This window comes from Desulfobulbus sp. (assembly GCF_031547805.1).
Taxonomy (GTDB): Bacteria; Desulfobacterota; Desulfobulbia; order Desulfobulbales; family Desulfobulbaceae; genus Desulfobulbus.
Genome location: NZ_JAVBRQ010000010.1, coordinates 1 through 19,754 on the forward strand (window position 1 = coordinate 1; position 19,754 = coordinate 19,754).

15 protein-coding genes are annotated in these 19,754 nt (G+C 58.6%); 4 read left to right on the forward strand and 11 right to left on the reverse strand.

Annotation, left to right across the window (positions count from 1 at the left end; genetic code table 11):
* Positions 1–254: 254 nt before the first annotated feature.
* Positions 255–1,493, forward strand: coding sequence for a PqqD family protein (locus RMR13_RS03385; RefSeq protein WP_310599229.1), 1,239 nt, complete (start codon positions 255–257; stop codon positions 1,491–1,493).
* A 34-nt stretch (positions 1,494–1,527) separates the two neighbouring features.
* Here RMR13_RS03385 and RMR13_RS03390 read toward each other — a convergent pair whose 3' ends face one another.
* The 4 genes from RMR13_RS03390 to RMR13_RS03405 form a co-directional block, all read right to left on the reverse strand.
* Entirely contained in the window at positions 1,528–3,573 is a 2,046-nt protein-coding gene (locus RMR13_RS03390; protein ID WP_310599230.1) for an ATP-binding protein, read from the reverse strand.
* Complete coding sequence (locus RMR13_RS03395; protein ID WP_310599231.1) at positions 3,566–4,474, reverse strand: phosphate/phosphite/phosphonate ABC transporter substrate-binding protein; 909 nt, start codon at positions 4,472–4,474, stop codon at positions 3,566–3,568. The genes RMR13_RS03390 and RMR13_RS03395 overlap by 8 nt, the downstream gene beginning before the upstream one ends.
* A 142-nt stretch (positions 4,475–4,616) precedes the next feature.
* Entirely contained in the window at positions 4,617–5,006 is a 390-nt protein-coding gene (locus RMR13_RS03400) for a metallopeptidase family protein (protein WP_310599232.1), read from the reverse strand.
* Positions 5,003–7,384 (reverse strand): PAS domain S-box protein, encoded by a 2,382-nt coding sequence (locus RMR13_RS03405; RefSeq protein WP_310599233.1) that lies wholly within the window; start codon positions 7,382–7,384, stop codon positions 5,003–5,005. The genes RMR13_RS03400 and RMR13_RS03405 overlap by 4 nt, the downstream gene beginning before the upstream one ends.
* A 161-nt stretch (positions 7,385–7,545) precedes the next feature.
* On the opposite strand from RMR13_RS03405, the gene rsmI reads away from it, so the two are divergent.
* The 3 genes from rsmI (at position 7,546) to RMR13_RS03420 (ending at position 10,156) form a co-directional block, all read left to right on the forward strand.
* Positions 7,546–8,367 (forward strand): 16S rRNA (cytidine(1402)-2'-O)-methyltransferase, encoded by an 822-nt coding sequence (gene rsmI, locus RMR13_RS03410; RefSeq protein ID WP_310599234.1) that lies wholly within the window; start codon positions 7,546–7,548, stop codon positions 8,365–8,367.
* Positions 8,368–8,429: 62 nt separating this feature from the next.
* The gene (locus RMR13_RS03415; RefSeq protein WP_310599235.1) at positions 8,430–9,245 is read left to right on the forward strand and encodes an inositol monophosphatase family protein; all 816 of its coding nucleotides are present in this window, start codon (positions 8,430–8,432) and stop codon (positions 9,243–9,245) included.
* Positions 9,242–10,156 carry a DMT family transporter gene (locus tag RMR13_RS03420; RefSeq protein WP_310599236.1) on the forward strand — a complete coding sequence of 305 codons (915 nt, stop codon included), beginning with the start codon at positions 9,242–9,244 and terminating at the stop codon, positions 10,154–10,156. Before RMR13_RS03415 ends, RMR13_RS03420 begins: the two co-directional genes overlap by 4 nt.
* 50 nt (positions 10,157–10,206) lie before the next feature.
* Here RMR13_RS03420 and RMR13_RS03425 read toward each other — a convergent pair whose 3' ends face one another.
* The 7 genes from RMR13_RS03425 to RMR13_RS03455 form a co-directional block, all read right to left on the reverse strand.
* On the reverse strand, positions 10,207–11,385 hold the full coding sequence (locus RMR13_RS03425; RefSeq protein ID WP_310599237.1) for an ABC transporter substrate-binding protein: 1,179 nt from the start codon (positions 11,383–11,385) through the stop codon (positions 10,207–10,209).
* A 52-nt stretch (positions 11,386–11,437) separates the two neighbouring features.
* Entirely contained in the window at positions 11,438–13,597 is a 2,160-nt protein-coding gene (locus tag RMR13_RS03430) for a methyl-accepting chemotaxis protein (RefSeq protein WP_310599238.1), read from the reverse strand.
* A 207-nt stretch (positions 13,598–13,804) separates the two neighbouring features.
* Positions 13,805–13,960, reverse strand: coding sequence for a hypothetical protein (locus tag RMR13_RS03435; RefSeq protein ID WP_310599239.1), 156 nt, complete (start codon positions 13,958–13,960; stop codon positions 13,805–13,807).
* Between the two features lie 34 nt (positions 13,961–13,994).
* Positions 13,995–15,284 carry a pitrilysin family protein gene (locus RMR13_RS03440; protein ID WP_310599240.1) on the reverse strand — a complete coding sequence of 430 codons (1,290 nt, stop codon included), beginning with the start codon at positions 15,282–15,284 and terminating at the stop codon, positions 13,995–13,997.
* 12 nt (positions 15,285–15,296) lie between these two features.
* The gene (locus RMR13_RS03445) at positions 15,297–15,815 is read right to left on the reverse strand and encodes a chemotaxis protein CheW (protein WP_310599241.1); all 519 of its coding nucleotides are present in this window, start codon (positions 15,813–15,815) and stop codon (positions 15,297–15,299) included.
* A 3-nt stretch (positions 15,816–15,818) separates the two neighbouring features.
* A complete protein-coding gene (locus RMR13_RS03450; RefSeq protein ID WP_310599242.1) occupies positions 15,819–16,289 on the reverse strand; it encodes a hypothetical protein in 471 nt (156 codons plus the stop codon).
* Positions 16,286–19,711: an Hpt domain-containing protein gene (locus RMR13_RS03455; RefSeq protein ID WP_310599243.1), complete on the reverse strand. Its 3,426-nt coding sequence runs from the start codon at positions 19,709–19,711 to the stop codon at positions 16,286–16,288. Before RMR13_RS03455 ends, RMR13_RS03450 begins: the two co-directional genes overlap by 4 nt.
* Positions 19,712–19,754: the final 43 nt, after the last annotated feature.

The following is a 19,754-nucleotide window of genomic DNA, read 5'->3' on the forward strand; positions in this document are numbered from 1 at the left end:
TTAAACATTGTATGTTGTTCATGAAGCCTCCTTTTTCGTGACTTTGAGCGGTCCACGAAGTCGGAGGCTTCTTTATTTTGCTGGAACCGTCAAACTTTTGTTGTCCCCCGGCAAAGCCGGGGGTTTACCTAAAGGAAATTATCGGGCGACGGGGGCGCCTTTTGGTGCTCCCCGCCACGTCCTTTGCTCTCCCCGCCTGAATCCGGCATGGATCGGACCAGGGTGTGGGATCATTGCCGCAAGCAGCAATCGAAATGAATCAGGTGGCCGGAGTTTTCGAAGCAGATCTCTATTTCAGCGGCGTGCCTCAACCGGTGAGGCTCATACGGTGTGCCCCCTTGCTGGACGCGATGGGTGATGTTTTTCCGACCTGGCCTTTCCGCATGGAGCGATGCGACCCCGCATCCACGCCGATCATCACTGTACGCCACGTGAAAGGCGAGTACCGGATCGACGCGCCCTGGCTGGAGCAATCCGTCTTCGCCGATACGGATGCATGCGCGTTTTCCAGCATTGTGGTCGATCTGATCTATGCCTGGCTGGAAGCCAATCCCCAAGCGCTTTGCCTGCACTGCGCGGCGGCGGAATTTGGCGGCCGGCTGGTCGTGTTCCCCAACACCAACAAGGTGGGCAAAAGCCTACTCGTCACCCGCCTGATGGCGGAACGGCGGACAAGCTACGGTGACGATCTGGTGGCGCTCCTGCCGGAAGGAGCAGGCATGTCCTTTGGCGTGCCGCACCGTTTGCGCCTGCCCCTGCCCGCATCCGAACGGGCGGTGGCGGAATTTATCCAGGCGCACCGGGGAAAAGCGGATACCTGGAGCCAATATCTTGCCCCGAACGCCCCTGGTCTCGCACCGTTCAGGCAAACGCGTCCCATCGGGGCCTTCGTCATGTTGAATCGCAAGCCGGCAGGAAAGGCAGAGCTTATTCCCGCGGATGCCGCCGACAGTCTGCAAAACATCGTGTACCAAAATCTGATGCGGCGCGGTAGCGCCTTGGAGGTGCTTGACCGCGCGCAGTGGCTGGCGAAAGAAAAGCCGTGTTGGTATCTGCGGTACGCCCGCCTTGACGATGCCGTTGCCTTGTTGCGGCAGGCTTTTGTCGAAACGGATAGAGGGTTTTCCAAGGCAGGACACGAACATGAAACCGCCTTGACCGCTGCTGTGGAAAAAATCACTCCCCGGCCGAACCGTCCCCGTTCGCGTGCGCGCCGCCGCGCTTCCGGCCGAAACTACGTTCGCCGGCCCGAGGTGTTGATCAGGCAGGAACAGGGAGAGTTCTTTTTGATTCAGGCAACGGGCGACGAGATTTTTCATCTGAACGCCCTGGGCCGGGCAGTGTGGGAACTGCTGGCCGAACCGCTCAGCGAAACGGAAACCGTCGCCCTGCTCGCCTCCGTCTTTCCCGAGACCTCGCGGGCTCAGATCGAACGCGACGTGATCGAACTCTTCGCGGCATTCAGGCGCAAGCACCTGCTTCTCGGAAGCTGATCCCGGACCGGACATCCGGCGAGGTCGATGCCAACTACTGAAGGCGTTCCTTTTCGGCCGGCAGTTCGACCACGAAGACAGTTCCCGGCCGGGACGGGCTGGCAGGTGAAACGGCACCGGCCAGGTATTCCGCCGGAGCGGGGCTCCGGGCGGAGATGGTCCCGCGGTGCTCCTTGATGATGCCGAAGGACACGGACAGCCCCAGGCCGGTGCCCTTGCCCACCTGTTTGGTGGTGAAGAAGGGATCGAAAATCTTGTTGAGATGCTCCGGAGAGACCCCCTCGCCGGTATCGGCCACGCTGACCTCGATCAGCCCGCGCCTGCCCGGCCGGCTCCGGACCACGATACTCCCGTCCTGGCCAATGGCGTCGGCGCCATTGTTGAGCAGGTTCAGCCAGACCTGCTTGAGCCGTTCCTTGTCACCAATCAAGGGCGGAACAGCGGGATCGAGCTGCTGGACGATGTCGATGCCCTTGAGAAAGAAGGCGTGCTCCACCAACTGCACCACCTCCCGCAGGGACTCGTTTAACTCCACGCTCTTCCGCACCGATTGGGATTGGCGGGAAAAACCGAGCAGATCGGCGACGATCTTCTGGCAGATCTTGGCCTGTTTTTCCACCACCTGGAGATTTTCCAGGGATTCCCGGTCCGTGATATCATCCATCAGCAACTGGGTATAGCCCAGGATGATTCCCAGCGGCGTGTTGATTTCATGGGCCACGCCACCGGCCAGCCGCCCCAGATCTTCCATTTTCTGAGCCTGAATGAGCTGTTCCTGAATCTTCTTCAGCGTGGAGATGTCCCTGGCGGTCAGCAGCAGGCCCATGATGCTGCCGTCCTGGTCGCAGACCGGCACCTTGACGATATGAAACCACCGCCGGCCGTCCGGCCGCATGAAGGTAATCTCCTTGGCCAGGGTACGGCCCGAGAGCAGAATCTGCTTGTCCTCGTGAAAGTTGAGATCGGCCTGTTGCTTGGAAAAGATGTCGAAGTCGTTCTTGCCGATCACCTCTTCCTCGTCAAGGCCGAAATAGTCGCAAAACGCCTTGCTGGCGAACCGGTAGTTCAGCTCCTTGTCCTGGAGGGTGATGAAATCCGGGGTCACGTTCATGATGGTCTTGAGCAGCTCCTGTTGCCGGGCGATGGTCTTCTCCCGCTCGGTCAGCTCCTCGATGTGCCGCTTGACCGTCACCGCCATCACATCGAAGGCCTCGGCCAAATCCTGAATCTCGTCGCCGAAATTGTACCTGAACACCGGGCAGTGACGGCAGCTTTCGATCTTGAGAGGATAGGCCTTGCCCTGGCAGTGCGGGCACAGGGTTCCGGCCAAATACCAACAGCGCCGCCGCCTGTCGCCGTATGCCGGACAATTGGCTCGGTCGCAGGCCATGATGTCCCAACAATTTTTTTCCAGGGGCTCGCCGACCTGCACGTTGAGGTTGCCCTGGACGATCTCCTCCGCCGACTCCCTGAGCCGGTTGAGCTTCAAGGTCACGGTGCGTGAGAACCAGAGTGTGAGGACAATGCCCAGACTCACGACTCCCAAGGTGCAGATCAGGCTGATCAGCCGCTGCTGCTGGATGTACGCATCTATCTTGGCGCGCGAAAGTCCCAGGCGGACGGATCCCAGCTTTTTTTCGCCGAGGATGACGTCGACATTGAAATCGTACACCGCTCCTTGCTCGGTGCTCAGGAGAAGCGGTTGGGGTTGTTGGCTGTCCTTATTGACCTTGAGCAAATCGGTGGGAAAGCCGCCGGAAAAGGTGTGGGCCAGGACATTGCCGTCGATGTCGGCCAGGAAAATATAAAGAACATCGCCGTACTGGTCGTGGTTGTTGTCGATGAAATTCTTCATCTGGAGGAAATCCATGGTCAGCAGCGGCTCCACCAGGCGAAAGGCCAATCCGGCGGTCAGGGCCATGCCGCGTTTCTTGCCCTCGTCGAGCAATGCCCTCGAGGACATGGCGGACAGGAGCAGGCCGATGCTCAAGCCGCTGAAGACCAGCATCAGGGCCATGCCCAGGGTGATTTTGGTTCTGAAGCGCAGGCGGTGCAGCCTCTTTGACAAGTAGTTACTCACCTTCCTGTTTCACCTTCCTGTTCAATTCGCGGATGGGGTCGAAATCCCGGTCGTCGGAAGCAACGAAGCCGATGAAGCGGGCGGCGTCCAGAATGGCCCGATGCCGGGGATTGTTCGCATAATCGAGCTTGAGCATGGCCGCCCTGATCTTGTCCACCGACTCCGGGGCAAGGCGCGGACTGTAGGCGTACACCCAGCCCGGATAGGCCCGGGAGGTGGCCACCACCTTGATCTGGTTGATATCGATCCTGTTGGCCAGCACCTGCAGCGCGCCCTCGCGGATGGTGCCGAAATCGTGCAGGCCGGCATAGACGCCCAGGATCACGTTTTCCTGCCGGCCGCCGGAAAAGGCCACTTCCTTGAAATCGCGAGCAGTCAGGCCATGATCGACAAAGAGTCCCAGGGGAAAGAGATAGCCGCCGGCGGAGGACGGATCGACCGCCACCCAGGACTTGCCCCGGCAATCCTCCACGGAGCGGATGGCCTCGTTGTCATGGCGGGCGATGATCTGGCCGCGGAATTCCGCCCGGCCGTCCTCCTCCACGATCCGCGCCATGGCCTGGGCACCGTAGCGGTTGGCCAAATTGACATACACGAAGGGGTTGGAAAACGAGATATCGATTTTGCCCTGCCCGAACATGCTGATGTGATGGGTAAAGGTGTCCGGGAATACCTGGCGGATGGGCAGTCCGGTTTCCTCGGTCAGGTAGGCCACCAGCTGCTGGTGCCGCTGGAAGGATTCGGAGTGCGAATATTGGGGCAGATAGGCGTAGGTGATGGCAGGTTGCGGCGGCTTGATCGCGATTTCCTGCCGGCTGTCCAGGGAGACCTTGATCGGTTTTTCGTCCTCGCCGCAGGCGGCAAGCAGGAACGCGCCCAAGAAGACGCCCAGGATGTTCACAAACTTCGGCAGAAAGCGCCTCCGGCCTCCACGGGTTGCCAGCAAGGCCGTTATCCGATGGAGGCAAGGCGGCCGAGATTCCAAGCAAAAAGCAAAAGGTGTGGCCCGAGCCGCTTCTTTTCGCAAAAAAACACGGCGGGTTTCAACCATAGCCCAGGTCATCCAATTCCTCGTCAGTGAACCCGACCAAATGGGCGATTTCGTGCACCACGGTGATCTCGATCTCTTCCATGAGCTGTTCGCGGCTGGTGCAGGCCTCCTCCAGCGGTTCCTGGAAGATGAAAATGGTATCGGGATAGAGAGGCGGCTCGACCACGCTGCGCTCGATCAGGGGAACGCCCGAATAGACGCCGAACAGCGGTTCATCCGGCGGCAGGCCCATTTCTTCCAGGATCTCCGGGGAAGGCCGCTGCTGGACCGAGATAAGGATGTTGTCCAGGTAGCCCTGAATGGATGCGGGGATGCGGGCAATGGCCTCTTCGACCAGAAGGGCGAAGGCCTCGGTGGAAAGCCGCAACGGGCGTCTGGTCATGGCATGCCTCTCCTTCCCAATTGTTCGCTGCGCGCCTCGCCGATGACCCGGCCCACCTCCTTGGCCAGATGCTCCGCATTGAACGGTTTGGCGACAAAACCGGCCAGGCCCATCTGGCGGTAATTCTCCGCGGTGACGTGCTCGCTGAAGCCGGTGCAGAGCATGATGGGCACATCGGGATTGACCGCCTTGATCTTTTCGGCGAGCTCCAGGCCGGTCATCCCTGGCATCCCCATGTCGGTGATGATCAGGTCGAACGCATTCCACCGCTTGAGAAACGCCTTGAGCGCATCTTCGCTGGACAGGCACGCTTGGACCTTATACCCCAAATGTTCCAGTACTTGCACGAGAAAGAAGGTGATAGGCGGTTCGTCGTCGACCACCAGGATGTTGCCTTCGAACACCGCAGGAACAAATCGTTCGACACTGACGCTCTCCCCGGCTTCCTCCTTGGCTTCCGGCAAAAAAACCGTGAAACAGCTTCCCTGGCCAGGCGTGGATTCGACGGTCACCGCCCCGCGATGGTCGTTGACGATGCCGTGGACGACGGAGAGCCCCAATCCCGTTCCCTCGTGCAGTTTCTTGGTCGTGAAATAGGGCTCGAAAATCCGTTGCAGGTATTCGGGCGGAATGCCGATACCGTTGTCCTCGACCTGCAGGCAGACATAGGCGCCTTGCGGCAGGTTGCCGGTAATCACGCCCTCCTTCGGAGTCAGGAGCTTTCTGAACAGCCGCAGCCGAATCATCCCGCCCTTGCCTTCTAGGGCCTGGTAGGCATTGGTGCACAGATTCATCACGATCTGATGCATCTGGGTCGGATCGGCTTTGACAAAGAAATCTGACGAAAAATCATAGACAAGTTCTATATTTGCCGGCAGGCTTGCGCGCAGCAGGCGGATGGCCTCCTTGACGATGAGCCCGAGTCGCAGATTCGATACATTTTTTTCGCTCTGCCGGCTGAACTTCAAAATCTGGTCGACCAACTGGCCCGCCCGGTCGGCCCCCCGGATGATTTCCACCAGGTTGCTGTACAGCAGCGACCCCTGCTCGCACTGGGACTGGGAGAGTTCGGCATATCCCATGATGGCGGTCAGGATGTTATTGAAATCATGCGCCACTCCGCCGGCAAGCGTGCCGATGGCCTGCATTTTCTGGGATTGCCGTATCTGGTTCTCCAGAAGGAGATGGTGGGTGATATCGCGTTTTACCGCGACATAATTGACTATTTTATCATTATTGTCTTTAACCGGAGAGATGGTGGCCTCTTCCTGGAAGATCTCGCCATTCTTTTTCCGGTTGACGAACATCCCCCGCCAGACGTTGCCCTTGGCAATCTCCTCCCACATCAATTTGTATTGATAGGGCGGCGTTTCCCCGCTCTGCAGCATCTTGGGGTTTTTGCCCAGCATCTCGGTAAAGGAATAACCGCTGACATCTTCGCACGCGGGATTGACATACTGGATGTTGCCGTCGAGATCGGTGACGATGACCGATTCGGCGGCCTGCTCGACCGCTGTTGCCAGCAGCCTTCGGCCTTCTTCCATCTTGAAGCGGTTGCTCATGTCGTGCAAGATCACCTGAGCCACCCGGGAATTGCCGACCAAGGCGATGGTCACTCCCACTTCGACCGGAATGCGATCCCCGTTGCTGACCACGACAAAGGCGGTCATGGTTTCATCGCTGTCCCCCTCGCCATATATCTTCTTGTTGAGAAAAAATTCGTATTTCAGCCTGTATTCCTGACAGACAAAGGAAGAAAGGGTTCTGCCGATGATCTTTCCTTGGGCCACCTTGAGCAATTCAGATGTCTTGTCGTTCGACTCCAGAATACATCCGGTTGAAATGTCGATTATCAATATAGAATCCTTGATCGATTTCAATAAAAGATAATATTTTTCGACAAATCCCGTCAGGATCGATTCTGATTTTTTGTAAGAAGAGATATCGATCAAGGAAATCGAAGCAAAAAAACCACTGGGATCGCTAATGAAGTTTATGTAAATTTTTAGCTTGAAATCTTTAAAATAAAGATTATTGTTGTTATACTCACATGCAACATCGACACTCTCATTAAAAACTTCACTGACTATCACCTGCTTAATATAGCCATATACAGACCCAACCAAATATTTATCGTTCTTTTCAATATCATGAACATCGTTGATATCGAACAGATCAATGAACGACTGGTTCAGCGCTTCGATTTTAAAAAAACACGCCAAGTGTTTCTTCAAAGAAGATTCCTCATAAAGGTACCTGTCAATATCCTTCAAAGATATCTTCTGAATCGCTTTACACTTTTCCTGTAGTGCAGTAATATCAAGCAGCAACATCGGAATGCTTGATCGCGCAAACATTTTATCATGCCAGGAAATCATTTTTTTCCCATCCAGTGATCATACCTGCAGGCAACACGTTTATCTGATATGCTTGCAATGCACCCCTCCTTTTTTGCGGGGTAACCTTATCTTGACGTACGACCATGACTCATTGTCCATCCAACCCGACACCCGCTGCTCAACAAACAGGGCGGCTTTATGTGGTCGCCACTCCCATCGGCAACCTGGGCGACATCAGCCAACGTGCCATTCAAACCCTGTCCTCGGTTGATCTTATTGCCTGCGAAGACACCCGGCACACGAAAAAACTCTGCCGCCACCTGAACATCGGCACGCCGCTTGTCAGTTACTTCCGGGAGCGGGAACAGGAAAAGGCGGCGGCGCTGCTCAAACTCCTCTGCGAGGGCAAACAAATCGCTCTGGTTTCCGATGCCGGCACACCGGCGATCTGCGATCCCGGAGCCATTTTGGTCAACAAGGCCAGGGCCGCCGGCATTGACATCGTCGCCATTGCCGGCCCTTCGGCATTGGCCGCCGCCCTTTCGATCGCCGGATTGACCCAGGCCAATTTTTTCTTTGGCGGCTTCCCCCCCGCCAATGCGGCCGCCCGGAAACACTTGTTCAACAGCCTCGCCACCCTGCCCTGTCCCTTGGTCTTTTACGAGGCGCCCCATCGGATCAAGGCATCCCTGGCCGACATGGCAGCAACACTCGGCGAGCGGCAGGCCCTGCTGTTCCGCGAGCTGACCAAAATCCACGAAGAATGCCTGGAAGGCCCGCTTTCGGTTCTGCACGAACGGATCAAGGACGGCGTCAAGGGCGAACTGGTGCTCATCGTCCACGGGGCTGCGGCCCTGCCGCAGGAACAGCCCGAGGATATCGACGGGTTGCTGCGCTGGTATCGCGACGAGCAGCGATCAAGCCTCAAGCAGGCCGTTGTCCGCATTGCCGCGGATCTTGATCTTCCCCGGTCCCAGGTGTACAAAAAAGCGCTCGCCATCTGGCAGGAGATCGCCCCGTGAGCAGAAGCAGGCCCGAATAATACTATTAACTTCAAGCGAATACCACATCATAGGTCTCGTCCATGGACAAAATACAGAATTCTCTCTCGCTCTGCACCGAGAATGATCAGCGCACCTGGCTCGCCGCCGCCTGTCGCGCCGCGCTGGCTGCGGGCAGCCTCATCAGGGAGCGCTATGAGCAGCCCCACACCATTACCATGAAAGGCGCGATCGACCTAGTGACCGAGACCGACGTGGCCAGCGAGGTGGCCATCGCTGCCTCGCTCACCGAGGATACGCCCGGCATCCCGATCATGGCCGAGGAAACCGCGGCCAGCCATGCCACGGTGGCGGAGCGGCTCTGGATTGTCGATCCCTTGGACGGCACCACCAACTTCGCCCACGGCTTTCCCTTTTTCGCGGTCTCCATTGCCCTGCTCGACCGCGGCAAACCGGTGGTGGGGGTTGTCTACGCCCCCCTGTCCGACGAACTTTTCTTTGCCGTCAGCGGCTGCGGCGCCCGATTGAACGACAGGAATATCTCGGTCACCGGCACAAGCCGCCTGATCGAGGCGCTGGTCGGCACCGGTTTTCCCTATCAGGTGGAGGCAACCCTGCCCACGGTCATGCGTCAGATACAAACCGTGCTGTCCCGGGTCCGCGATATCCGCCGAGCAGGGGCGGCGGCGCTCGACCTGGCGCACGTGGCCTGCGGCCGTCTCGACGGCTTTTACGAAATGAATCTGCAGCCATGGGACACGGCGGCCGGCTGGCTGCTGGTCCAGGAGGCGGGCGGCAAGGTGAGCACGTTTTCCGGCGCCCCCTTTTCCCCCTTCGCGCCCGACATCCTGGCCAGCAACGGCATCCTACACCCCCAGCTCCTGCCCCTGATCCGATGAGAAAGCCTGGCGGCCGCCCCTTTCCCTGGTGGGCGATTCATGGCTGCATGCTCATCTCGGCCACCTTGGTCGCCACCTCTTTCACGGTCGGCAAGGCCATTACCCCGTTTCTCGATCCGGCAGTGCTGACCCTGGTCCGTTTCGTGCTCGCCGCCCTGCTGTTTGCACCCTATGTCGGCCGCCGCTATGGCATGCGTCTCCCCGACCGCGGGGCACTTGTCCGCTACGGCCTGATCAGCGGCGCGCTGGTCGGCTTCTTCTGGCTCATGTTTTTGTCGCTCAAGACGACCAACCCCTTGAACACCGGGGCCATCTTCACCACAGTGCCGGGTATTTCGGGAATATACAGCTGGTTTCTTCTGAAGGAACGTTTGGGAAGGTACCGGATAGCGGCATTGCTGTTCGCCATGGCCGGTGCATTGTGGGTGATCTTCGAGGGTGATCCGGAACGGGTGCGGCAATTGGTGCTCAACCGCGGCGATCTGCTGTTTTTCTGCGGCTGCCTGCTGATGGCTCTGTACATGCCCCTGGTCAAACTGTTCCACAGGGGCGAGCCCATGGCCGTCATGACCCTGTGGATTCTGATCACCGGCTGCGGCTGGCTGCTGCTCTTCTCGGCGGCAAAGCTGCCGGCCATCGCCTGGGAAACGGTGCCGGCCATCGTTTGGTACGGAATCGCTTATCTGGCTTTTTTCACGACCATCGTCACCTTTTTCATTTCCCAGTGGGCCACCATTCATCTCGGTCCCACCAGGGTCATGGCCTATTCGTATTTGTATCCGCCGCTGATCGTGCTGATCGAGTGGTTCCTGCGCCGGGATCTCCCCACCCCGCACACCATGCTCGGCATCGCGATCATCCTGCCGGCCATGCTCATCGTGCAAAAAAAAGGGAAAGCCGCCCACCCATGACCATGCGGGCGGACGGCTTTCCCCTCTTACGGCTGACTTGGCGGGGCCGCTTACTTCTCAGGGCAAACCTTGTCGTAGTCGGTCAACAAGCCGTTGTCGTCGATCTTGATCAGTACCGTGCACTTGGTGGGATCGCCGGTTCCGAAATAGCCCATGGTGCCGGTCACGCCCTCGAATCGCTTGGTCGCGGCGATCTGATCGCGCAACTTGCTCCGGTCCTCGACGATATTGCCGGTCAGGCCACCGGTTTTTTTCAGGGCTTCGGCGATCATGTGCACGGCGTCGTAGGTCAGCGCGGAAACCTCGTCCGGCAGCATTTTGTATTGTTTTTGATAATGATCGGCAAAAACCTTTGCCTTGCCTTGGGCGCCGCCGGCGGCGAAATTGCCGGTAAAATACAAGCCATTGCAGGCATCGCCGCATTTTCCCGCCAGATCCCCGCCCGACCAGGAGTTGGAACCGGTGATCGGCTTCTTCCAGCCCATCTTCCTGGCCTGGCGGACGATCAGGGGAACCTCCTCATAGTGCTGCGGCGTGTAGAGGAATTCGGCGTCCGAATTGATGATCGCCTGCAATTGCCGGCTGAAATCGGCGTCGTTGGTCCTGAATGTTTCAAAGGCCACCACCGATCCCGGGCCGTTTACTTTTTCAAAGGCCTGTTTGAATGCCTTGGCCATGCCGGTGGGATACGGGCTGATTTCATCGTAAAGCACCGCCGCCTTGCGGGCCTTCCACTCCTTGGCCGCGAATTTGGTGGTCGCCGTTGCCTGGATGTCGTACATGACCGGCATGCGGAAAACAAACGGCTTGTTTTGGGTGGTCAGAGGCGAGGTCGACCAGGGGGACACCAGCGGTGTCTTGAACGAGTTGGCCACCTCACCGACGGCAATGGCGCGGTCGCTGCTTTGAGGGCCGACAATGGCCAGGACCTGATGCTGGCCGATCAGCGTCAAGGCGTTCGCACTGGCGCTCGACCGGTCGGATCCGTTATCGACATAGACCAACTCGATGGTATAGGTCTTGTTGCCTATGGGCAGGCCGCCGCCGGCATTGATCTCCTGTTTCGCCATTTCCGCACCGTTTTTGGTACTGGTGCCCACGTTGGCGAAGTTCCCCGATTTACTGGAACTGACACCGAATTTAACCACCCCGTCGGCAGCAAAGAGTGAGGCAGCGGGGCCAATGGCAAGAACAAAGGCAGAAAAGCCGGCCATGGTTCGTCGTTTCATGTTTTCTCCTCAAGTGGTTAACAAGGGGCGAGTTGCGCCGCCATGATGGGCATCAAGCTGTCTTGGCATTTTCGATCTTAAACGTCTCGACAGCCTCGCGCAGCTTATGGGCCGTTGCGTTGAGCAGGTTCATCAGACCGGCCGTTTCCTGTGAAGTCTTTGAGGTTTCGTCACTGACGCCACCCACGACAACCATGTTCTCGACCAGGTTCTCCGACATCTGCACCTGTTGCGCCGCAGCCTGGGTGATGGCCTCAATCAGGTCGGCCAGCTGGTTGGAAACGGTTTCGATCTGCTGCAATTTTTCATGGGCGCCATCGGCCAGACGCGATCCCTGGACCACCTTGCCGATACTCTCATCCATACGGTTACTAACGTCCTTGATTTCCGACTGGATACTCTTGACCAGCATATCGATTTGTTTGGTCGAGTTGCTCGAGCTTTCCGCCAGACGCTGCACCTCTTCCGCGACCACCGCAAAACCGTAGCCGGCGTCGCCGGCCATGGCCGCCTGGATGGAGGCGTTCAGGGCCAGGATGGAGGTCCTGTCCGCAATATTATTAATAATTTCCACTACGTTTCCAATCTCCATCGAACTCTCGCCCAGACGCTTGATCGAACGGGCCGTTTCGTTGATTTGCTCGCGGATTTCATCCATGGCCCGATTGGTCTTATCAACCGCATCGGCGCCTTCGCGGGCGTTGGAGCGCGACATTTCCGATACTTCTGCCGATCGGGCCGCATGCTCGGAAACCTGCCGGATTGAAGCGGCCATGTCGTTGAGCGCCTTGATGGCGGCGCTAACCTGCTGCGCCTGGTCGGTACTCTTGACAGCCAAGTCGGTTGTTCGCCTGGAAACGTCGGTTGCGGTGGCATCCACCGAAAATGTCGCCGATTGCACCTGGCGGACGATATCGCCGAACTGTTCGGCCATGGTGTTGAACGAGTCGGCAATGGCGCCGGTGATGTCTTCGGTCACCTCGGCGCGTGCGGTCAGATCGCCTTCGGTGAGGTCGGAGATTTCGTTCATCAGCTTCATGATCGAGTCCTGAATGGCGTCACGCTCTTCCTGGCTCTGAATCAGGGCGGTAATACTGTCGAGCATACCGTTCAGGGCGGAGGCCATCTCGCCGAGTTCATCGCGGCTCACGACCTCGGTCCGGGCCTTGAAGTTACCCATGCCCATCTCGCTAAGCAACTCCATGATCAGGTTGATCTGCCGGGTCAATCCCTTGGACAAGCCGAAGGAAATCAACAAACCGAGCAGGACGGCGGCGATTCCCACGCCGATAACGATTTTCTGTACCAGGGCGGTGGCCTCTTCCATGCGGACCACGGCTCGCGCCTCGTTGTCCGTGGCGTTTTTGAGGAATGCCTGGATAACCGGCTCCGCCTGCTTGACCGCCTGTTGATACGCCTGGATGCGGTTGCTGATGGTTTCGTCGGTTTTGACGACATCGGCAAACCACTTGGTGAAATCGCCGATCTGGGCAAGCAGGGCGCCTTGCAGCGCCGGATTTTCGGCCCACGATCCGATCGCCTCTCTAAAAGATTTCGCCTCACCCAATACCCGTTCGCCGAACTGGCTGTCAGGGGCGATCGTGTATTCCTGCATGTGGAACAGCAGGGATTGGAACAGCGCCTGCAGGGTGGGAGAAGCGACCGTGGCCATGGATTGCCGCAGAATGTCGACCGACTGGCGCAGCTTGGTCAACTCGCCGAATTCCGGGTTGACCTGGAGTTCGAGGATGTTCACCGTGCTCATGAACGTTGCCAGATAGTTATTGATGGCGTCCATGGCGTGCTGGGCCGATGCTTTTTCCTTGGCGTCGATGGGGCTCTGCTGGATTTCGTACAGCTTCTGATACGCTTCACCGCCTGCGGCGATAAACTTGTTCAAATACTGGTTTTTGGCCTCGGCAATGCCGATTCTGTTGTAATTGAGCAGAAAATCTTTCTCATAGCCGTTCATGACCCGCACCGTTTTTTCGATATCGAGACTCAAGCGGGCAATCTTGCCATGCACTCGCACGAGCTCGTCGATGGTCGTGTTGGCGAATCGCTGCGAGAGGGTGGCGATCACGATAACCACGAGGGTGAGGATGATCATAACGGCAAAGGCAACCATCAATTTCCCGCGAATATTGAGTTTATCGGTCAATACCGAGAAGGGGTTGCCAAACCAGCGTCTCTGTCTTTTCTCTTGTTCCATTCTGCCTCCAAAACTTCTTGCTCAACTGAACGCTACGTTCGTACCATCAAGTGGCCCCATTCAACCGCACCTTGCCAGGCCCGCAGGAATAGGGCCTGTCAGCGGCGGCGAGCGGCTCAAGCCGTTCCATGCCCCGAACAGACATCTTGCCTGGGACAACACTCTGTCCATGGCCGGACCGGGGGATATTCGATCCGGACCCTTCCATTATTTTTTGACAAAGACGTCGATTCCCTCGTCTTTCCATACTTTCAAGGTTCGTTCGTCCTTGGGATTGATCTTCACTCCGATGGCATTCACCGGAACGGTGTTTTTCTTTTGAATCTCAATCCAGTTTCTCTTGATGATTGCATCCAGTGCCATAGCGTTCTCCTCTTGTCGTTGTGATGTGTGTGGATTACTGAAAATCCCGCAGCATGGTTTCAAGCGCCATGGTATTGCACACCTGTTCGCAGGATGGTCCGACCAGAGCGATGGCCGGATGGTGCAGCCCTTCCGCCAGCATACGCGCGGCAATGGCATTTATCCCTTCCAAATCCACATGCAGAATTTGATCTAAAATCTCGGACGAATCGATGGATCGATTGAAATAGAAGGCTTGGGTAGCCAAACTGCTCATGCAGGTATGGGAGTTTTCCTGGGCAATGATGTGTTGTCCCTGCAGTTGCATTTTTGCGATCCAGAGTTCTTCAGTCAAAATAGGCAGCGTTTGCAGGGCCATGCCCATGATCTCCACGAAAATGTGGGAAAGGACCGGATGCAGCAGTTCGGGGGTTGTTGCCCCTTCGATCACGATGACGCCGTCGTCTCGGTATGCCTGATATTCGGCTGTTATTTCATATACCATCCCTAATTCCTGCCGTAATTTCCTAAACAGGCGGGAACTCATGCCGCCCCCCAGGATGGCGGTGAGCAGGTGGATCAGGTAGCGTTCCGCCGCCGCATAGGGAGCGGCGTGCAACCCTATCGAGAAGTAGACATGGGAAACGCCCTTGCATTCCACCGTCACGCCGCCACGAAAAGCGGGGCGAACTGGATCGGGGTCGTTTTTGCCGTCGTCCGGCATCATCCAGAAGGCATCGGCCACGTTGGCGACCACGTCCTGATGGCGGACATTGCCGGCTGCGGCGATGATCAACCGGCGCGGCTGGTAATTGTTGCGGACAAAGCGGAGCACATCGTCCTGCTGCAGGCTTGCCACCGAGGCGATGGTGCCGCCGATGGGCCGCCCCAGCGGATGCCCCTGCCAGACATGGGCCTTCAGACGTTCGTGGGCGCACACATCCGGCCGGTCGAGCTGGGCGCTCAACTCCCTGATGATCGTCTCCTTCTCCTGGTGGACCGCATAGTCGGCAAAGCGCGAATTCAACAACAAATCACCCATCAAATCGATCAGATAGGTGCGATAATCATCCAGCACCGTGGTCGTGAAGCAGGTGTAGTCGCGGGAGGTGAATCCGCCGATCTGGCCACCGGTGGTATCCATCATCCGGGCGATCTCGTCGGCGTCCCGTTGTCCGGTGCCGGCGAACATCAGATGTTCGGCCAGATGGGCCACGCCGCCGCGATCTTCCGCCTCGTCCATCGGTCCGGCCGCCATGAGAAAACCGAGCGAGATGGACCGGACCCCTTCCATTCGCCTGGTCACCACCCGAATCCGGTTATCGAGAACACTTTGCTCCATCATGGCCGACATGCCTCAAGTGGTTGCATAGGCGCCGCGCACCACCGGCCCGAGATCGAGCAGGGCGATCGCATCGTCCTGGCGCCTGAAGCAGCCTCGCACCAGGCCCGATGCGTTCAGGGAAGGCGGTGCTTCCTGTCGCTCGAACGATTCCGCCAGCTCCTTGCCGGATATTTTGGCGATCCGCACCTGCGCCTTGACCGCCACCACCGCCTTCAGGGGGGCCCCGGTTGCCGGATCGGCCGCGCCGGTACGGACCACCACCAATTGCCGGTAGCGTTTTCTTGGTCCAGCTTGACGCCGGTTGCACAATTCGTCGAGGTCGATGACCGGCAGCAGGCTGTCGTGGTACAACAAAACGCCCGGGAGATAGCCGGGACTGCCGGGGATTTGCAGCACGAACCGGGGTTCGAGAATCTCGACCACCTGGTTTTGGGTGAACAGGCAAACAAAATTACCGGGGCTGTCGCTGACCGCCAAAGGGAGAAGGAAGCTGCGGAGACCAAGCTGTTGCCGTTCATTTTTCATGCTCATCTCTCACCTCTTCTCCTGAGCCCGGCATTCGGCTTGACGAGGCTGAGTCACCGTGGTTTCCAGCACGGTTTGCAGGTCGAGCAGCAAGATCAGGTCCATACCGTTAATCAGCACGCCGGGGACCAACGTCCGCGACCAGCTGGTGAAGGCGGGCGGCAACGGCCGGGTAACGGCGACATCCGCCGCGACGATCCTGCCCTTGCCGGTCATGGTCAGGGCCAGGGCCTGATCGTCGTGGGCAACGATCAGATAATGGATTCCTCGCTTTAACGGCGCTCGTTCGCCGTAACCGGCCATCAAAGCCCCTACATCGCAGATCACCGCCCGGTCGCCGTGAGGCAGGGGCAAATATCGCCTCCCCTCCTCCTCGATCGGCTTGAAAGAACCGCCGTTGCACGTGCCGACGCCAATCACGCATTCCTTGTCAACCGCAAACAGCTGTCGACCTATCTGAGCGAGATACAACATTTTCATCGTGCAGTCCTCCCTTCGGCTTCCGGTACCGGCGTATCGCTTTGGCCGGTCAGCCTGAGCACGGTGTCGACAAACTCCTCATCCTTGCACGGCTTGTTCAAAAAAGCCCTGGCCCCCAACTGCATGGCCTTTTCCTGATGCTTGGCCGAGGTTCGCGAAGTCAGCATCACCACCGGAATATCCTTGCCTCCGGGAACATGGGGCAGCTTGGCCAGGAACTCAAAGCCGTTCATTCGCGGCATTTCGATGTCCAGGACAATGCAATCGGGCCGGACCTCCGCCATCTCCAATTGCTCCACCGCATCCAACCCGTCCTTGGCCTCGACCGGCGCCCAGCCGTTGGCAACCACCAAGCGGCTCATGACGCGGCGAATGGAGATGGAATCGTCGACGATCATCACGGTGAAGGCGCGGGGAATTTCCAGGTTGAAGGAAGCGATGGCCCTGTGTTTCGCGCGGGAGGCGGCCTGGGCCAGTTCGGGAATGTCCAGCACCGGCACGATGCTACCGTCGCCCATGACCGCTGCCCCGGATACGCCGGCCACCGACCGCAGGTGGGTGCCGAGCCCCTTGATGACGATTTCCTTCTGCCCGGTGATCTGGGGGATGGAAAGGCCGATAGTCCGCCCGTCGGCCAGCATATTCAGCACCAACGAATGATCCTCGTCCGGATCGAGCCCGGCAATGCCGAGCAAACCGGTCAGCGAATGCCAGGGCACGGTCTCGCCGGCGATGTGGCAGGTCTTGTCCGCAAAAGAGATGCTCCCCTGCTCCAAACGATGGATATCCTTGATGTCGTTCAGGGCGATGCCGTAGGTCACCTCGCCGACCTTGACCAGCAGGGCCCGGACAACGCCGAGGGTGAGAGGCACGCGCAAAACAAAGGTCGTTCCCGCTCCGGCCCCGGTTTCCACGGTCACCGATCCCTGCAACTCCTTGATATTGGCCCGAACCACATCCATGCCAACTCCGCGACCCGAGATCTCGCTGATGGTCTTGGTGCTGAATCCCGGATAGAAAATAAGCTCGGTGAGTTGCTCCTCGTCCATCTGGTCGACGGCATGGCCCAGTCCGAACCGGCGGGCCTTTTCCCGGATGGCAGCGAAATCCAACCCGCGTCCGTCGTCACTGAAGCGGATGACCAGGTGATTGCCCTCCCTCCGGCCGGCCAGGGTGACGGTGGCCAGGGCAGGTTTGCCGCAGGCTTGCCGCTCCTCGGGCGACTCGATCCCGTGATGAATGGCATTGCGCACCAGGTGCATGAACGGGTCGGCCAGTTTTTCCCAGACCATGCGGTCGAGCTCAACCCGTTCGCCCTCGATGACCAGCCGAACCCGCTTGCCCAGGCGGGAAGCCACGTCGCGCAGGGTGCGGTTCAGCCTCGACGACAAGGTGGCCATCGGGCTCAGGCGGGTCCGCATCATCTGCACCTGCAACTCGCGGATCACCCGGTGCTGGCGGCCGATATCGCCGCCAATGCCGCTGTAGACGCCACCCAGATTGGTGTGAATGGCGGCAACGTCGATCGCCGACTCGTTGAGGGAGCGAATGATCAGGTTCAGCTGGGTGTAGCGATCCAACTCCAGGGCATCGAATTCGGAAAAGCTCTGGCTGGCCTTGAGATCGGCCACCGTCTTGTCGATATGGACGAAATGCCGGGACAATTGATCCAGCGCCTTGACTTCGAACTTGGTTTCCAATTCCAGGGCGATGTCTTTCAGCCGCCGGGAGGTCAATTCCATCTCCTCCAGCGCTTTTTTGAACAAGCCCATGTTTTGGTCGAACCCGCTGATGCCCACCAGCAGCTCATTGGCCAGGTTAATCAGGACATCGAGCTGGTTCTGATTGATGCGGATAGTCCGGCTCGCCTCGGAGGCCGCAACCTGGAGAGGAGCGGCCGCATCGGCTTCCCGGTCGGCGCTGCCTGTCAATGACGTTGCATCCGCAACGGCAGACGCCTCGGACAGGTCGGGCAGATTCTCGACCAACGGTTCTTCCAGCTTGTTTTCCCGGGAAATGGCCAGCAAGCGCCGGAGCAGATCGGTCCGCCTGTCCATGGGGACCGATTCGGGAGATTCCACCAGCAGGCCCAGACAATCCAGGGCATTGGTCAGGATCTCCACCGTTTCCGGATCGAGATGGCGGGAGCCCGCATAGAGCCAATCCAGAAAATCCTCGACCCCATGGGCATAGGCGGAGATATCGCGCAAGCCGATGACCGCCGACGCGCCCTTGATGGTATGCACCGCCCTCCTGATCTTGCGGACCTCTTCCTTTTGTCCGGCATCAAGAATGACCCGCTTGTCGATTTCGACGGTCAAGATCTGCATCGAGGCGTGCAATTGCTGGAGATGCTCTTCCGCCTCTTCCAAAAAACCCTCGTACAGGAGTTGTTTTTCCTCGTCGCTGAAAAGCGAATCCGGCATCGCCCCTGTAGTCGCACCGTCTTCCAGCATATCTGCGGTGTCGGCAGGCGATGCAAGGGCATCGAGCACCGCCTCGCTCAACACATCAATCTCTTCGCCGTCCTCGTGGGCCGCAAGCGACGTTCCCGCGCCCATGCAGGCCGTCTGCAATGCGGCCAACACCGTTTGCGCCCGCTGTTCATCGAACAGGGCCGGGTTCAGGATCATTATCGCCAGCAGATCCAAGGCATCGGCCAGATGCGGCACTGCCCGCTGTTCCACGCTCCCCGCGGTTTCGTACAGCCAGTCGAGCACATCCTCGACCAGATGGGCATAGGCGGCCAGATCGGCCAACCCGATGACGCTGGCCGCGCCCTTGATGGTATGCACGGATCGCCGGATCTGGCGCACCGTCTCCCGCAGTTCGCCGTTCATCGGCACGGTGCCGGTGACCTGGCTTTCCAGGACCTGTATCGCCTGGTGCAGGGCTTCGAGGTGTTCCTCGGCCTCGGTCTGGAATGCGGCCGTCAATTCGTCGTCGGATTCGGAATCGGAGAACTCGGCAAAGGGAAGGGCCTGGTCAAAAATCGGCTCTTCCATGGAATCGAGCAAAGACATCTCGTCCGCATTGGCATCGAGACCTTTGAAATCCGCTTCGGCAAGGTCGGTCAGCTGTGCCTCGTCCACGGGAACTCCTTGCTGCAGGTCTTGGCAATAGCTCCCGATGCGGGCGACCGTCGCGTCCATGGCATCCAGGGCCTCTTCGGCAAGCCCTCGCCGGCCTTCGAGCGCCTGTTCCAAAGTATCCTCCATGCGGCCGGCAATCCGGCTGAGGACGCCGATGCCGACCATGGAGGACGCGCCGCGGATAATATGCGCCAGTCGATGCAACTCCTCCAGGGTGTCTCGCTGGCGTGGATTCGCCCGCAGTTCGCCAATGGCGGCGCGCATGGTCGGGACGTAGGCCTGCACCTCCTCGATATATCCCGCCAGAAAATCGTTCTTGTTCTGCGACATTACCTTGCTCCCGGTGCAACGGTTCGCGTTCGGCGCGCCATGA